The sequence below is a fragment of the Massilibacillus massiliensis genome (assembly GCF_900086705.1).
GTDB classification, from domain to species: Bacteria; Bacillota; Negativicutes; order FLKF01; family FLKF01; genus Massilibacillus; species Massilibacillus massiliensis.
In genome coordinates this window covers 281,513-295,911 of sequence record NZ_LT575483.1, presented here as the reverse complement: position 1 = coordinate 295,911, position 14,399 = coordinate 281,513, and the positions used below count along the sequence as shown (strand labels likewise).

Genomic DNA, 14,399 nt, shown 5'->3' with positions numbered 1-14,399 from the left:
ATAAAATAGCGATGTAAGATATAGAAGAGTATCGCATTTACGGAGGTGGTTTGAAATGAGTAAGGACGAATTAACTCAATTAACATTAAAAAGATATGAAGAGAATGTAAATCCAGCCATTGCAAAATTGTTTAAAATAATGGGACTAGCAACAATTGAATGTTACTCAAAAGGAATATATGTGTTTGATACAAAGGGGAATAGATATATTGATTGTTTGGGGGGGTATGGTGTATTTAGTTTAGGTCATCGAAATGAAGCTATTATTGAAGCGGTGAAAAGGCAGTTAGATTATATACCATTATCAAGTAAAATATTTTTGAATGATAAGTTGGCAGAACTTTCATCATTACTAGCAGAGATTTTACCTAAAGGATTGAAATATAGTTTTTTTGTAAATAGCGGAACGGAAGCTGTGGAAGGTGCACTCAAATTAGCTAGATTGCATACCGAGAAAACCAAAATCATATCTATGCGTAATGCATTTCATGGCAAAACTTTTGGTTCACTTACTGCTACGGGGCGTGATTTATTTCGTGATCCATTTAAACCATTACTTCCAGATTTCGTCCATGTAGATTTCGGCGATATTGCAGCTGCAGAACGGGAAATTGATCATAATACGGCTGCAATTATCATAGAACCTATACAAGGTGAAGGTGGGATTATAGTGCCACCGCAAGAATATATTCCTGCATTAAGAAATTTATGTGATGAAAAAAATATTTTATTGATTTGTGATGAGATCCAAACTGGATTGGGGCGGACCGGACAAATGTTTGCGGTAGATGCTCATCAAGTTATTCCCGATATAATGATCGTTGCAAAAGCATTGGGTGGCGGTGTTATGCCAATCGGGGCTTTTTGTGCAAAAGAAGAAATATGGAGTAAATATATTGAAAGTCCATTTTTACATACATCGACTTTTGGTGGCAATCAGTTGGCTTGTGTTGCTGCAATAGAAACCATTAAAATATTAAAGAAAGAATATTTTACATATGAAGTTGCTGAAAAAGGTGCGTACTTCATGCGCAAGTTAAATACGTTAAAAGAAGAATATCCAAAAGTTATCCAAGAGGTTAGAGGGCGAGGCTTAATGATTGGGATTGAGATGACTGAAGAAGGTCTTGGTGGGTTTATCATGGCAGAGTGCATTAAACAACATATTATGGTGGCATATACTTTAAATAATCCTAAAGTTATTCGGTTTGAGCCGCCGTTTATCATCTCTTATGAAATAATTGATGATATATCTGAAATATTACATGATATTGTAAAACAAGCGAGTCAATTAACGGATGAATTTTAGGAGGGATTTTATGCCTTGTGTTGAAGCAGCTTTATTAATGAAAGGAAATTGTGAAAAAGTTTATGCGTTTATAAAAGATATGGAACAATATCCGCGTTTTATGGAAAATTTAATTAGTGTAAAGGTATTAGAACGAACTCCAGATACAACAATAACGGAATGGAAAAGTAAGGTGGACGGTCTAGAAATAAATTGGAAGGAATTAGATTGTTTTGATCGAGATAATTTTCATATTGCATATCAACAATTAGAGGGAGATTTAAAAAGATTTGATGGGGAATGGTCATTATTTCAAGAAAATGAGTATGTTAATGTCAAGTTGATCGTAAATTTTGATTTTGGCATACCAATGCTTGCGGCAATGATGAATCCTATTTTAAAGAGGAAAATTTATCATAATTCTATGGAAATGTTATCAGGAATTAAAAAAGAATTGGATAAGAAGGTTGATTAGTATTATCAGAATATTGTATAATATTAGAAACAGTAATAACTGATGTTTATGAAATATACAGAAAATATTTAAAGAGGTGTTAAAGTAATGGACGAAAAAAGTATCGTACCGTATAAATCATTAAAACCTTCGATAGATAGTAGTGTATATGTGGCAGATGGTGTAGTCATCATTGGCGATGTAAAAATTGAGCATGGTTCAAGTATTTGGTTTAATTCTGTATTAAGAGGAGATATTGACCGTATACATATTGGAAAATACACAAATATTCAAGATAATTCTACCGTTCATGTCATGGGAGATCATCCTGCTATTATAGGGGATTATGTCACTGTTGGACATAATGCAGTTGTTCATGGATGTACAGTAGGCAATAATTGCTTAATCGGTATGGGAGCTATCTTATTAGGGTATTGTAAGATTGGTGACAATTGTATTGTTGCCGCAGGAACACTCGTGACAGAAAGAAAAGAGATACCCCCAAATTCTATGGTAATGGGGGCGCCTGGCAAAGTTGTTCGTACACTTACGGATGAAGAAGTCAGAGCAATTAAAGAGTCTGCAATCAACTATAATTTAGTTGCGCAAGAATATATTTTAAGGTAGGGAGATTTTTATTATTATGGAAAGTACTTTAGTTCTAATCAAACCAGATGCATTTAGCAAACATTATACTGGTGAAATCATTAAACGTTATGAGGCGAGTGAGTTAACAATAACAGCTCTAAAATTATTGAAGATGACACCTGAATTGGCTGCAAAACATTATGCTGAACATGTTGAAAAACCATTTTATCCATCTTTAGTAGAGTTTATGACATCAGGTCCAATTGTTGCTATGGTCTTAAGTGGCGAGAATGCAATCGGTAAAGTTAGAAAACTAAATGGTGCTACAAATCCTGAGAAAGCAGAACCAGGAACAATTCGTGCCGATTTTGCGGAAAGTATGAGCTGTAATGCTGTACATGCTTCTGATAGTAAAGAGAGTGCAGAACGTGAAATTCATATTTTTTTTAATGAAGCAGAAATATTTGCTTAATTATTATTAATTTATTGGAGATGCTTATATGAGTGTTTATACTAAAACTGGTGATAATGGAAGTACTGGGTTATATACAGGCGAACGCGTGGAAAAAGATTCTTTACGTGTAGATGCATATGGCACTGTTGATGAAATTAACTCTGCTCTAGGTTTAGCTCGAGCATTTTGTGAAAAAACGTTTATTCAAGAAGTGATTTATAAATTACAAGAGATGAATATGTCGCTCATGGCGGAATTAGCAAGTACTTCGGAAGGTCAGTATATTACAGTAGATCATATTTCTTATTTGGAGTCGATGATTGATCAAATAGATTCTAAATTACCTCCGTTAAATAAATTTTTGATTTCGGGAAATAGTAAGGGCGGAGCCGCGTTAGACTTAGCAAGAACTGTGGTTCGTAGGGCTGAACGTAAAGTCTGGACTTTGGCTAGAAATGAAAAAATTTCGCAAGACGTTCTTATTGTATTAAATCGTTTATCTGATTTATGTTTTGTATTAATGCGCCTAGAGGAAAATAGTAGTAGCCAATGATTTATTTATTACATAGTATATAGTAAATTTGCTATGTGGGTGTAATAAGGGGGCGATTATGATGAAATCTTTGAAAATATATGTTTTATCTGTGCCTAAATCATTACGTAAAATTATGCATGTATTTTGCAAAGCATAATAGCATAAAAAAATCGCTCGTAAGAGCGGTTTTTTTATGCTATAAAGATAGTGAGTGTAATTCTTATTTGTAAAAAGAGGAATAGATTTATTTATAATATGAAATAGTGGAGCTTTTAATAATGCGTTTAGTATAAAAGTTCTTGGGATAAAGCTAGTAGAAGTTACTTGAGATAAATAAAAGCAGCTATTCATTGAATAGCTGCTTTTATTTATCTCAGTTGTTTAATTTTAAAATATGGCTGAGGCGGCTGGATTCGAACCAACGAATGCGGGAGTCAGAGTCCCGTGCCTTACCAGCTTGGCGACGCCCCAATGAGAAAGTCAAAATATATCATCTGACAATTAAATATTATACAACTAGAAAAGTTTTTAGTCAAGCTTAAAAGTTAATTGTTTTCAAGTTTTTCTATTCCCATTTGGGTATCTAGATAAATTTCAAATGTTCTAGACCAGGGAAAGTAAGTTGTTATTTCTAAATTAGATGGTTTAATTTCTATAAATTTATTGTGTATTGCTATAGGCAGTGGAGAATTAAAAGCTTGAGTATGTTGAATTAAATTTACTTTTTTGTGCATTTCGACATTTAATAACTTATTTGCAGCACTATAATGTTCGTCTAAATCATAAGGATTTATATTTGAGGTTTTTAAATTATCATTGATGGTATCAATGATATCTTTTAAATAATAATAATCTTCAAGATAACGAGAAATTAAAAAGGTTAAATTATTTTTATATAAAGAAAGAATGTCATTAGGTTCAGTAGCAGTCTGTAATCTAGCCGTAAAAATTGTTGCCTGTGTGAGAGCGGTGCCAATAGAATTGCTTGATGTATTCCAACCTGCATAAGAAATTAAATGATTGATTGGAGCTGCGTTATTGACTAAATTAGGGAAGATTGTTTCAGCGTATGAGAAGTTTTCACTTAAATCCACAAGTGCCACTTTGTAATTCTTTTCTAATAGTAATTTTATTTTTTTATTTATCGCAAAACGATTAAATTTGTTTTTCTCTGTTCCGATGTGCACAAATAAAATGAAATCAGCATCTTCAGGTTCACTTACGATGTGACCGTTAATGGAATCAATTTTTTCTTTTACTGTAGTTGATACGGAATTTGGCATATATGGCATAATCATGCTGGCGGCTTCATCATCAGAATATTGAACGTTAATTTTAGGTTTGTAATGATAGATCTGATTAGTTATATTGCCTAATAAAGTAAGTGCGATTTCGTCTGCTCCTCTGGTGATTTCTACTTTATCCGAAGAAATTTGTTGTTGTAATAAATAGTGGGCTAGTTGCCGCTTTGTAATGTTTGGGATACCAAACATTTGACTATCGTCTTGCCCTATAATCAACTGTTTAAATACGCCTTTTTGTGTTAAGCGAATTAAATTTCTATTTAATTGATCATTTTTTTGATACAAATTTTCATATTTTTGCAATACTTGGGAAGGAATTATATTTTCTAATTCCTTTAATTTTTCTAAATCTATAGGATTTTCAAATGTATATACTTGATCTTTTAGCTTTGAATATTCCAGAAGGTGTTTTTGATATTTTTGATTCTCATTATTATCTGCTGGCCATAAACGAGGTAAAATACTGAAAACATACATCGGGATTTTAGGGTGATTATCATGAATCGATTCTAATAATTGTAAAGTAACGTTTGCGTCATCGGGCGTACCAGTTGGATGTCTGGAAGCTAAGAGGCTGCCATGAATTAGCATGTCGATAGAAATGATACTTGCATCAACATTTTTTATATTTTCAGATAACCAATCTCTTAATAAAGTTGTTTGTGCAGTTTCTTTGTAGTTGTCTAAAAACTCTTTGGGGGGCATTATAATTTTTATATTTGCAATTTTGCCTAAATCATAGATGAATTTAGTACATGCGGGTCTACTGTCTAATGGTAATAAAAGGATTGTATAAGTATAGGTTTGTTTTGTTTCTAATCGCGTTGCTTTTTGTGGAAGAGCGCTGAAGAAGGTGAATGTTATTAATAATAAAGTCGTTATTACTACATGAAAATAGTTCATCAGGTATCATCCTTTATTTGATCTTGATATATGTATTATAGAACTTTACTAATATCATCATACTATAATAAATCAAATATTTAAGTCTGACAATAGTAGTTCACTATATGAAAAAAATGTGTTAATATTATATTCGATAAAGATAATAGAGGTAAAGTATGAGGATAATAACGGGCGTTGCAAAAGGATGTAAGTTAAAGGCACCAAAAGGTTTGTTGACAAGACCTACTGCTGATCGAGTCAAAGAATCCGTATTTAATATTTTGGGTGGTCGTGTTTATCATGCAAATGTATTAGATTTGTTTGCTGGAACAGGTAATCTTGGTTTAGAAGCTTTAAGCAGGGGTGCTGAAAAGGCTACTTTTATTGATCATAATATCAATAGTTTTAATGTTATTAAAGAGAATGCAATTCATACAAAATTATTTGAAATGACAGAGGTCTTTAAAATTGATGTTTTTTCGGCATTACATAAATTTCACACCGCTGGAAAAACTTTTGATTTGATTTTTTGTGATCCTCCTTATAATAAGGGATTTGTCGGAAAAATTTTGGAGACTTTAGACCAGTTGTCTATCATTAAAAATGATGGACTCGTAGTTATTGAACATTCTAAAGAAGATGAAATAAAAGCTGAATACTCAAATTTGAATTTAATTCGCAGTCAAAAGTATGGATTAACCATTGTAAGCTTTTTCGCATATGAGAAAATGAATATAGAGTAGATGGAGGAGTTAGTGTGCGTATTGCAGTATGCCCTGGGAGTTTTGATCCGGTAACGAATGGACACATAGATATCTTCGAACGAGCAAGTTATATGTTTGATGAAGTCATTGTTGGCGTTTTTCATAATCCCAATAAGAAGCCTATGTTTACAGTAGAAGAGCGAGTTGACTTACTGAAGGAATCTACAAAACATATTAAGAATATAAGGGTAGATTCATTTTCTGGCTTGTTAAGTGAATATGCAAAAAAGCACAATACAAGTATCATTATTAGAGGGCTTCGTGCCATTGGTGATTTTGAATATGAATTTCAAAGAGCTTTATTAATTAAAAAAATTGATCCAGAGATGGAAACAATATTTATGATGACCAGTAATGAGTATTCCTTTTTAAGTTCAAGCGGAATCAAAGAATTAGCAAAGTTTAATGGAAATATTAAAGGACTTGTTCCCGAATGTGTAGAAATAAAAATAAAACAATGTATAAATAAGAAAATGTAATCAAATGCAATGCTTTTCTATGAAGGAGGTTTAAATGGATGGCTATTGATGAAATTTTAGATGAAATTGAACGTTTATTGCTTGAAGCTGGCCGAGTCCCTTTTACAAATAAACGAGTAATTGAAGAAGATGATATGGTTCGTTTAATTGATGAATTACGAGATGAATTACCGAGAGAAATTCAAGAAGCCAATAATTTAGTTAGAGATAGAGAACAAATTATCAATGGTGCGAAACGTGAAGCCAATGATATTGTAGAGAGAGCAAAAACTTATGCAACGAAATTAACAGACGAACATGAGGTTGTTAAACTAGCACAAGTTCAGGCACAAGAAATTGTGGAAAAATCGATGCAGCATTCTAAAGAGTTGAAAGAAGATTCTTTAAAGTATGCGGATGAAGTGTTTAAGCACTTGGTTTCGAATGTTGGTGGAGCTTTGGAAGTTATTCAGCAGGCACATAAAAATTTGAATCAAAAATAAAAATGATAAAATGTAATTTAATTTTTGAATTTATTAGAAATATTTAATTTATCAATTTTATATTAGCCCCTTCAGGGGCCTTTTTAATGTAAAAGCAAAAGATAAGAGAAATTTACTCTCTTATCTTTTTGTATATAAAAAGATTTTTTTAAATATGTGTATAACTAAAGAAATACTTAACAGAATAAATAAAATTAAAACTAATTGATTCAATGTTTGTGTTAGCTTGTCGACCCAAAAGAAGATAGAAGTTGGATAATATGAATTTGTCATAACCGGGAATGTAAATAAATTCATAACACTTTGCCACGGACCTAAAAATAATAGCGTCAATATGGCAGATAAGATTGCATGTAATAGCCTAGCTACCATGTATGGTGTCATATTAATTCCAGCTTCAATTACGATACTGGCAACTTGCCCGTGTACAGAAAGGCCACTCCAAGCAATAATTGCTCCAGCAATCGCCACTTTTTCACTTAACGGAGCAATGGCTTGACTAGCGGATAAGGCACCTAAATCTATTTCAAATAAGCCGATGCTTAATGATTGAGCAAGATTTGTACTAAATCCAATGCAACCAAGCAATAGTGAAAAAAGTGCATCAAGGTAATTTGTAACACCGATGGTTGATAAAATTTTTAAAAAGACAGAGAATAATATAATAAATCCACCAATTAATAAAATTGTGTTCATAGATGATTTTATAGAATCGCCTAATAATGCGCTGAATGTGCGATTGTCTTTTTTTCGTGAAACATACAATTCATGAAATGCACGAATAAAAATGTTTTTTGTGTCTACATTTTCTTTACGTGGATGATATTGATCACGGTTTCTTCCGTAAAACCGATAAATTAATCCGACTAAAAAACTTGCTAAGTAATGAGAAATAGCGATTGTTGACCCCAGTTCGGGCATTGCGAACATACCAACGGCGACAGCGCCGAACATAAATAAGGGGTCTGCGGTATTCGTGAAGGCCAATAGTCTTTCAGCTTCAACCGTACTGCAGAGTTTGTTTTTTCTAAATTTACAAGTGATTACAGCGTCCATTGGATAGCCAGAAGCTAATCCCATAGAAAGTGCAAAGGCGCCAATTCCAGGCACATTGAATATGGGACGCATGAGTGGTTCTAATAGGATGCCTAATGCATGAACAACCCCAATTCCCATAAGTATTTCTGATAATATAAAAAAAGGCAACAATGATGGAAAAACGACATTCCACCATAAATTCAAACCGATGATCGCAGAATCAAAAGTTTCTTTGGGATATTGGATCATTGCTGCTGTAAGAAGTAAAGTACAGAATGCAATGAAATAAGTAAGTATTTTAGAATGGTTTGATTTTTCTTTTTGTAATATAGGCAAGGATTTTTCCTCCTTATTCTTATATAGTGCCTCTATAATATATATGAATAGAAGGAGAAAATATAACTAATTAAACGCGTAATACGAGGTGGGAAAATGAGACCTAAAATTGGTTTAGCACTTGGTTCTGGTGGGTTAAGAGGAATTGCACATGTAGGAGTATTAAAGGTTTTTGAAAAAGAAGGTTTATCAATAGATTATATTGCTGGTTGCAGTATTGGTAGTTTAATTGGAGCATTATATTGCAGTGGACATAGTGCTGATACAATTTTAAAATTAGCACAAAATTTAGGCCGACGACATTGGCTTGATTTTCTTGTAACAAGAATGGGGTTATTTTCAGGAGAAAAAATAATTGAAACGATGAGTTTGCTGACGAAGAAAAATTGTTTTTCACAGCTAGATATTCCCTTAGCTGTAGTTGCTACAGATTTAAATACAGGCCAAGAAGTTGTTTTTACAGAAGGTTTGGTCAGTACTGCTGTAAGGGCAAGTGTATCAGTTCCAGGTGTATTTGTTCCTTATGCATTGGAAGATATGTTGCTGGTTGATGGAGCTGTGTTGAATCCAACTCCAATTGATGTTGCTTTTGACATGGGAGCAGATATTGTCATTGCAGTTGATTTGGCGTATACAAATTCTCAATCTAAAATAAATAACATATTTGATGTTATTCTTCAATCAATAGATATTATGGAAAGAGAACTAAGAAAGTATAGACACAAACAAGATAATGTGATTTTAATCAAGCCAGATGTAGCGCATATATCTCCTAGTTCTTTTGACCATATAGATGAATGTTTTCTAATTGGGGAAAGAAGTACGTACGGTATTTTGGAGGAATTGCATAAAATGATCGAAAATCAAGAATATTAACTATTTTATATAGAGTGGAGACCTTATAAAATCTAACCCTCCGGGACAAAATGGTGAATGAGCAAGTGCGTAAATATCTGTAGCGTAAGTATCAATAGATAACATACTTTCTAAATCAGTTAAGTTATTATTGTCGCGTTTGGTAGTATTTAAATAATCGGTTGTTTTGGTGATTAGTGGAATAGAACTAGTCTTTTTTAGCTGTTTTATAAGAGTACGTCCCTGATCGTTAAATGCTAAAATCCTCGCATATAATGGACCCGTTTCGTCAAACTTACTGATATCTTCATTGGATATTGCTAAAAGAATATGAAGCAATATTCTTTGTAATCTCGACAATGGATAACGTTTGCTTTTTGTTAGATTTAATAGTGTTTCTAAATCTATAGCTTTCTTCGCATTGTTTAGCAAGCGATTTTCCAAACCCTCAGAAATTCCAGGGATATTTCTTATTTCTCCAGCCTTCATAGTTCTAAGCTTATAGAGTAAAATAGCGGATAAGTTATTAAGATGCGGGAGCTCTTTATTTGAAGAAAGGGTTGTTTTTAGGATATTAAAACTAAATTCAGGAAGTGTAGCTTGTAACACTTGATTATTTATATTTGATAATTGTAATTCATGTCGGATGGAAGTTGCACTTGCAATTGAATGTGTAATTTTTGTATCGTGATAATTTGAAATAATTCTATAAATTGGAATTGGAGTTATATTTGCTTGGTAATAATGGATGGCTCTTATATATTCAATTGCTAAAATATTATTAGGAGAATTTAAAAGTTTAGAATCGATTCCATAAACTGATGAAATTGCACACCCCATTGCCGCTGCATAGCTGTTTCCTCTGTCTATATTCTCGTGAAATAGCTTTAATACAACGGGATTTGTCGTGGATTTGGCAATTTGACTGAGAAGTTGATTATTTGCGTTTTCTGCACCAAAACACAAGCCTGTAACTAGTCCTAATGCTTTTAATAAACGAATTGCACCTGTTGCGAAATATTGGGCGCTTCGAATCGTGAAAACAACGGGAAGTTCTATGACTAAGCTAACTCCAGCTTTCACAGCCATAGAGGCCCGATCCCACTTGTTGATAATTGCCAAATCACCCCGCTGGGTAAAATTTCCGCTCATGATACAAATGATATTTTCATTTTTTGTGATTTTTTTTGTTTCTTCTAAATGATAGCGGTGTCCGTTATGAAAAGGATTATATTCAGCAATAATTCCAATTGACTCCATTTTTTCACCTGCTTTGTATAAATTCATGATTTTAATAGGCTGGTAATATTCTAACATTTTATACGGCATAATATATACTGTATTTTTAAAATAACTGTTTTATAATTTAATAAAAACAAATTAATAATCTTGACAAATAATAGCTTGATAGCTATAATAGATTGAGGTTGAGGTGGAATATAATGAAAATTAATGTTGTACAATCTCAAGAAAATATAGGACAGCAATATGAATTTAATTTTAGTATCACTGCTGATAAATTAGATGTTATTGTTGAGCAGTTCTCAATTCGAGGTGATATAGCAATAAATGGTTATATTGTGAATACGGGGAATGCTTTTAAAATAAATGGCAATATTTATTTTGAAAAATATTTTCAGTGTGATCGATGTTTAGAATATTTCACGCAAAAGCAAGAAGTCTCCTTTTCAGAAACATATAAAAGGGCAGATCAGTCCGAGTTTGATTCTGATGATGTGATTTGTTTTAGTGGTGATTATATAGATATTTCCGAGTTGGTTCGTGAAACTATATTATTATCGCAACCACTAAATAACATATGTAGTTCTGATTGTCGCGGATTATGTCTTAAGTGCGGTGCTAATCTAAACCAAAAAGATTGTGGATGCGATCGACATATTATAGATCCTAGACTTGCAGCATTACAAAAACTTTTAAATAAGAATTAATTGAAAATTAGGGAAGTAGTTTTACCTGATTTGTTTTAAGGAGGTGTAATAAATGGCAGTACCTAAACGTAAAATGTCTAAAGCTCGTCGTGATAAACGTCGTGCTAACTGGAAATTAACTGTTCCTGGTCTTATTGCATGTCCGCAATGTCATGAACCTAAAATGCCACATCGCGTATGTTCTGAATGTGGTCACTATAATGGTAAGATAGTTGTCGAAGTAGCAGAATAATTTATTTTGTTGTGAGCAAGATATAGGTTAATACTTATATCTTGCTCATTCTTTTTATTTTACTTGCCTTTTTACTTTAGTATGTTTATAATAGTCTGTAACAACTGGTTATAGTATCTAGTACTAAAAAAGGTGATAATTGCATGATACGTGTAAAAAAGAAGAATCGCCAACAATTATTGTTGGGTCATATGAAAGAAAAGCCTTTTCTGACCGATGAAGAATTAGCAAAACTATTGCATGTTAGTATCCAGACAATACGTTTAGATCGTTTGGAACTAGGTATTCCAGAGTTGCGTGAACGCATAAAAAAAATGGCCGAAAATGCCCAAACAAAGATTAAGTCTATTGCAAGTGGAGAAGTAGTTGGTGAACTGATTGATATAGAACTAGGAAAATCAGGAATTTCTCTAATGAAAGTCACTGAAGATATGGTTTTTGAAAAAACCCAAGTTGCTCGTGGACATCATGTTTTTTCACAAGCGAATTCTTTAGCACTTGCAGTCATTGATGCTCCAGCAGCAGTAACTGGAGTTGCTAATATAAAATATAAGGTTCCGATTCATATTGGAGAAAAATTAATTGCTAAAGCAGAAATCGTTAAAAAAAGAGGCAATAAATATTTTATTTGGGTTAAAACGAGAAATGATACACAAGAAGTCTTTCGAGCAAAGTTTATAATGGTTTCGTTAGAGTAATGGAGGGTCCTAATATATGAAAATTGCAGTTGATGCTATGGGAGGAGATTTTGCTCCGGAGCAAATAGTGCTAGGTGCAATAACAGCTGCCCAAGAATATGATTGCGAAATAATTCTAGTTGGAGACGAAGTAAAAGTTAGGACTGTTCTAGAGAAGTGTCCTGCGTGGCAGAACTTAAAGATATCAATTCATCATGCCAGTGATGTTATAGGTATGGATGAACATCCAGGTGCGGCGGTAAGAAGGAAAAAAGATTCTTCGATAGTTGTAGCAACTAAACTAGTCAAAGATGGAATTTGTGATGCGGTTTTATCTGCAGGTAGTACAGGAGCTGCTGTTGCGGCCGCCTTATTCGAATTGGGTAGAATTAAAGGTATTGATAGACCTACGATCGCAACTCCGATACCTAATATTAACGGAGTTACTATGCTTTTAGATTCGGGTGCGAATGTTGATAGTAAACCTCGTCAATTGGTTCAGAGTGCAATTATGGGATCTATTTATTCTAAATATGTTTTTGGTATAGAGAAGCCTAGAGTAGGCTTATTAAATATTGGTGAAGAAGAAACAAAGGGAAATGAACAAGTTCTGGCAACGTATCCTCTATTGAAATCTTTAAAAACAATTAACTTTACTGGGAATGCAGAGGGACGTGATATTCCTAACGGTAGCGTAGATGTTGTTGTTTGTGATGGATTTGTAGGAAATGTGGTGCTTAAATTTGGCGAGGGACTTGCTAAAACTATAATGAAATTAATCAAAGATGCGATTAAAGAAAGCAGTATTTTTACAAAAGTGGCAGCGTTGATGTTAACGTCAACTTTAAAAAATTTGAGCAAAAAAGTTGATTACACAGAATATGGTGGAGCGCCTCTGCTAGGCGTAAATGGTTGTTTTATCATTTGTCATGGCAGCTCTAATGCAAAGGCAATAAAAAGTGCAATTGGTGTTGCAAATGAATATGTCAGCAAAAATGTTTTAGCGCACATTAGTGAAAGTATTGCAAAGGAGGAGATGCTGAACAATGCAAACGAATGATAAAAGTGTTGGAATCATTGGTACAGGGTATTATGTTCCGGAAAAAGTATTAACAAATCATGATTTGGAAAAAATGGTAGAGACAAATAATGAATGGATTGTTGAACGTACGGGAATTAGTGAACGCAGAATTGTTGAAGAAAATGTTCCAACTTCTGAAATTGCGATACACGCAGCTGAAAGAGCACTTGAAAATGCAGGAATATCACCAGAAGAAATTGATTTGATTATTTTTGCAACATTAACACCGGATATGGTGATTCCATCCACGGCGTGCATCATTCAAAACAAGTTGAAAGCGATAAATGCTGCAGCTTTTGATATATCTGCAGCTTGTTCAGGATTTGTTTATGGGATCAGTACCGGAAGTCAATTTATAAAATCGGGTATGTATAAAAAAGTGCTTGTAGTAGCAGCAGAAACACTTTCGAAATTGGTGAATTGGAAAGATCGGAATACGTGTATCTTATTTGGCGACGGTGCAGGAGCAGCTGTTTTAAGTGAAGTAGAAGCTGGTTATGGAATATTAGGTGTTGAACTTGGAGCAGATGGCTCTGGTGGAGAATTTTTAAGTGTTCCAGCGAGTGGCAGTCTGCATCCGGCTACATTGCAGACAATTGAGAATAAATTGCACTATATTCATATGAATGGCAATGAAGTTTTCAAATTTGCAATAAAGATCATGGGGGAAGCTGCATTAAAATCTTTGCAGGCTGCAGGTTTAAATTCGAGTGATATAGATTGTTTAATTCCGCATCAAGCGAATATTCGAATTATAAAATCAGCTGCTAAGCGTCTTGATTTGTCGATGGATAAAGTCGTTGTCAATGTTGATAAATATGGAAATACTTCAGCAGCTTCCATACCAATTGCTTTATCAGAAGCTGTGGAAGCAGGCCGAGTAAAAAAAGGTGATGTTGTTGTATTGGTTGGGTTTGGTGCCGGGCTTACATGGGCATCATGTGTTATGAAATGGGCTAAGGAGGATTAATATTTTGTTTAATAGTGATATTTGTAAA

At 33.4% G+C, this 14,399-nt stretch carries 17 protein-coding genes and 1 tRNA gene; 14 read left to right on the top strand and 4 right to left on the bottom strand.

Annotated features, from left to right (window positions below; genetic code table 11):
* The first annotated feature begins 55 nt into the window (after nucleotides 1–55).
* The 5 genes from BN6559_RS01580 (at nucleotide 56) to BN6559_RS01560 (ending at nucleotide 3,337) form a co-directional block, all read left to right on the top strand.
* Entirely contained in the window at nucleotides 56–1,309 is a 1,254-nt protein-coding gene (locus BN6559_RS01580; RefSeq protein ID WP_110953117.1) for an aspartate aminotransferase family protein, read from the top strand.
* Between the two features lie 10 nt (nucleotides 1,310–1,319).
* Nucleotides 1,320–1,763 carry a type II toxin-antitoxin system RatA family toxin gene (locus BN6559_RS01575; protein ID WP_110953116.1) on the top strand — a complete coding sequence of 148 codons (444 nt, stop codon included), beginning with the start codon at nucleotides 1,320–1,322 and terminating at the stop codon, nucleotides 1,761–1,763.
* Between the two features lie 87 nt (nucleotides 1,764–1,850).
* Complete coding sequence (locus BN6559_RS01570) at nucleotides 1,851–2,369, top strand: gamma carbonic anhydrase family protein (protein WP_110953115.1); 519 nt, start codon at nucleotides 1,851–1,853, stop codon at nucleotides 2,367–2,369.
* A 16-nt stretch (nucleotides 2,370–2,385) separates the two neighbouring features.
* Nucleotides 2,386–2,802 (top strand): nucleoside-diphosphate kinase, encoded by a 417-nt coding sequence (gene ndk / locus BN6559_RS01565; protein WP_110953114.1) that lies wholly within the window; start codon nucleotides 2,386–2,388, stop codon nucleotides 2,800–2,802.
* Nucleotides 2,803–2,830: 28 nt separating this feature from the next.
* A complete protein-coding gene (locus BN6559_RS01560; protein WP_110953113.1) occupies nucleotides 2,831–3,337 on the top strand; it encodes a cob(I)yrinic acid a,c-diamide adenosyltransferase in 507 nt (168 codons plus the stop codon).
* Between the two features lie 377 nt (nucleotides 3,338–3,714).
* Here BN6559_RS01560 and BN6559_RS01555 read toward each other — a convergent pair.
* Both BN6559_RS01555 and BN6559_RS01550 read right to left on the bottom strand, forming a co-directional pair.
* Nucleotides 3,715–3,790: transfer RNA gene (locus tag BN6559_RS01555), tRNA-Gln, on the bottom strand.
* Nucleotides 3,791–3,864: 74 nt separating this feature from the next.
* Nucleotides 3,865–5,526 carry a DUF4127 family protein gene (locus BN6559_RS01550; RefSeq protein ID WP_110953112.1) on the bottom strand — a complete coding sequence of 554 codons (1,662 nt, stop codon included), beginning with the start codon at nucleotides 5,524–5,526 and terminating at the stop codon, nucleotides 3,865–3,867.
* A 158-nt stretch (nucleotides 5,527–5,684) separates the two neighbouring features.
* Here BN6559_RS01550 and rsmD point away from each other — a divergent pair, with 158 nt between their 5' ends.
* The 3 genes from rsmD to BN6559_RS01535 are packed head-to-tail and all read left to right on the top strand — an operon-like array spanning nucleotide 5,685 to nucleotide 7,233.
* Nucleotides 5,685–6,251: a 16S rRNA (guanine(966)-N(2))-methyltransferase RsmD gene (gene rsmD, locus BN6559_RS01545; protein ID WP_110953111.1), complete on the top strand. Its 567-nt coding sequence runs from the start codon at nucleotides 5,685–5,687 to the stop codon at nucleotides 6,249–6,251.
* Nucleotides 6,252–6,265: 14 nt separating this feature from the next.
* Entirely contained in the window at nucleotides 6,266–6,751 is a 486-nt protein-coding gene (coaD, locus tag BN6559_RS01540) for a pantetheine-phosphate adenylyltransferase (RefSeq protein ID WP_110953110.1), read from the top strand.
* Nucleotides 6,752–6,789: 38 nt separating this feature from the next.
* Complete coding sequence (locus BN6559_RS01535; protein WP_110953109.1) at nucleotides 6,790–7,233, top strand: SPFH domain-containing protein; 444 nt, start codon at nucleotides 6,790–6,792, stop codon at nucleotides 7,231–7,233.
* Between the two features lie 120 nt (nucleotides 7,234–7,353).
* Here the strand turns inward: BN6559_RS01535 and ylbJ are convergent, their stop codons facing one another.
* Nucleotides 7,354–8,607 (bottom strand): sporulation integral membrane protein YlbJ, encoded by a 1,254-nt coding sequence (ylbJ, locus tag BN6559_RS01530; RefSeq protein ID WP_199883673.1) that lies wholly within the window; start codon nucleotides 8,605–8,607, stop codon nucleotides 7,354–7,356.
* A gap of 96 nt (nucleotides 8,608–8,703) precedes the next feature.
* Here ylbJ and BN6559_RS01525 point away from each other — a divergent pair, with 96 nt between their 5' ends.
* Nucleotides 8,704–9,483, top strand: a complete 780-nt coding sequence (locus BN6559_RS01525) for a patatin-like phospholipase family protein (RefSeq protein WP_110953108.1) — start codon at nucleotides 8,704–8,706, stop codon at nucleotides 9,481–9,483.
* On the opposite strand, the gene BN6559_RS01520 is transcribed toward BN6559_RS01525, so the two are convergent.
* On the bottom strand, nucleotides 9,484–10,722 hold the full coding sequence (locus tag BN6559_RS01520) for a nucleotidyltransferase (protein ID WP_199883672.1): 1,239 nt from the start codon (nucleotides 10,720–10,722) through the stop codon (nucleotides 9,484–9,486).
* A gap of 182 nt (nucleotides 10,723–10,904) precedes the next feature.
* Here BN6559_RS01520 and BN6559_RS01515 point away from each other — a divergent pair, with 182 nt between their 5' ends.
* The 5 genes from BN6559_RS01515 to BN6559_RS01495 all read left to right on the top strand — a co-directional run bounded on the left by BN6559_RS01515 (nucleotide 10,905) and on the right by BN6559_RS01495 (nucleotide 14,371).
* On the top strand, nucleotides 10,905–11,411 hold the full coding sequence (locus BN6559_RS01515; RefSeq protein WP_199883671.1) for a YceD family protein: 507 nt from the start codon (nucleotides 10,905–10,907) through the stop codon (nucleotides 11,409–11,411).
* A 52-nt stretch (nucleotides 11,412–11,463) separates the two neighbouring features.
* Nucleotides 11,464–11,643 (top strand): 50S ribosomal protein L32, encoded by a 180-nt coding sequence (rpmF, locus tag BN6559_RS01510; RefSeq protein ID WP_110953106.1) that lies wholly within the window; start codon nucleotides 11,464–11,466, stop codon nucleotides 11,641–11,643.
* A 143-nt stretch (nucleotides 11,644–11,786) separates the two neighbouring features.
* Nucleotides 11,787–12,341: a transcription factor FapR gene (gene fapR / locus BN6559_RS01505; protein WP_110953105.1), complete on the top strand. Its 555-nt coding sequence runs from the start codon at nucleotides 11,787–11,789 to the stop codon at nucleotides 12,339–12,341.
* Between the two features lie 16 nt (nucleotides 12,342–12,357).
* Nucleotides 12,358–13,380, top strand: a complete 1,023-nt coding sequence (gene plsX, locus BN6559_RS01500; protein ID WP_110953104.1) for a phosphate acyltransferase PlsX — start codon at nucleotides 12,358–12,360, stop codon at nucleotides 13,378–13,380.
* Complete coding sequence (locus BN6559_RS01495; protein WP_110953103.1) at nucleotides 13,367–14,371, top strand: beta-ketoacyl-ACP synthase III; 1,005 nt, start codon at nucleotides 13,367–13,369, stop codon at nucleotides 14,369–14,371. Before plsX ends, BN6559_RS01495 begins: the two co-directional genes overlap by 14 nt.
* Nucleotides 14,372–14,399: the final 28 nt, after the last annotated feature.

Excerpts from the sequence above, each read along its gene's own strand:
- fapR (WP_110953105.1), top strand. The coding sequence starts at position 11,787 with ATGATACGTGTAAAAAAGAAGAATCGCCAACAATTATTGTTGGGTCAT.
- BN6559_RS01580 (WP_110953117.1), top strand. The coding sequence starts at position 56 with ATGAGTAAGGACGAATTAACTCAATTAACATTAAAAAGATATGAAGAG.
- rpmF (WP_110953106.1), top strand. The coding sequence starts at position 11,464 with ATGGCAGTACCTAAACGTAAAATGTCTAAAGCTCGTCGTGATAAACGT.
- BN6559_RS01570 (WP_110953115.1), top strand. The coding sequence starts at position 1,851 with ATGGACGAAAAAAGTATCGTACCGTATAAATCATTAAAACCTTCGATA.
- BN6559_RS01515 (WP_199883671.1), top strand. The coding sequence starts at position 10,905 with ATGAAAATTAATGTTGTACAATCTCAAGAAAATATAGGACAGCAATAT.
- BN6559_RS01525 (WP_110953108.1), top strand. The coding sequence starts at position 8,704 with ATGAGACCTAAAATTGGTTTAGCACTTGGTTCTGGTGGGTTAAGAGGA.
- BN6559_RS01575 (WP_110953116.1), top strand. The coding sequence starts at position 1,320 with ATGCCTTGTGTTGAAGCAGCTTTATTAATGAAAGGAAATTGTGAAAAA.
- rsmD (WP_110953111.1), top strand. The coding sequence starts at position 5,685 with ATGAGGATAATAACGGGCGTTGCAAAAGGATGTAAGTTAAAGGCACCA.
- BN6559_RS01495 (WP_110953103.1), top strand. The coding sequence starts at position 13,367 with ATGCAAACGAATGATAAAAGTGTTGGAATCATTGGTACAGGGTATTAT.
- BN6559_RS01560 (WP_110953113.1), top strand. The coding sequence starts at position 2,831 with ATGAGTGTTTATACTAAAACTGGTGATAATGGAAGTACTGGGTTATAT.
- ndk (WP_110953114.1), top strand. The coding sequence starts at position 2,386 with ATGGAAAGTACTTTAGTTCTAATCAAACCAGATGCATTTAGCAAACAT.
- BN6559_RS01550 (WP_110953112.1), bottom strand. The coding sequence starts at position 5,526 with ATGAACTATTTTCATGTAGTAATAACGACTTTATTATTAATAACATTC.
- plsX (WP_110953104.1), top strand. The coding sequence starts at position 12,358 with ATGAAAATTGCAGTTGATGCTATGGGAGGAGATTTTGCTCCGGAGCAA.
- BN6559_RS01520 (WP_199883672.1), bottom strand. The coding sequence starts at position 10,722 with ATGGAGTCAATTGGAATTATTGCTGAATATAATCCTTTTCATAACGGA.
- BN6559_RS01535 (WP_110953109.1), top strand. The coding sequence starts at position 6,790 with ATGGCTATTGATGAAATTTTAGATGAAATTGAACGTTTATTGCTTGAA.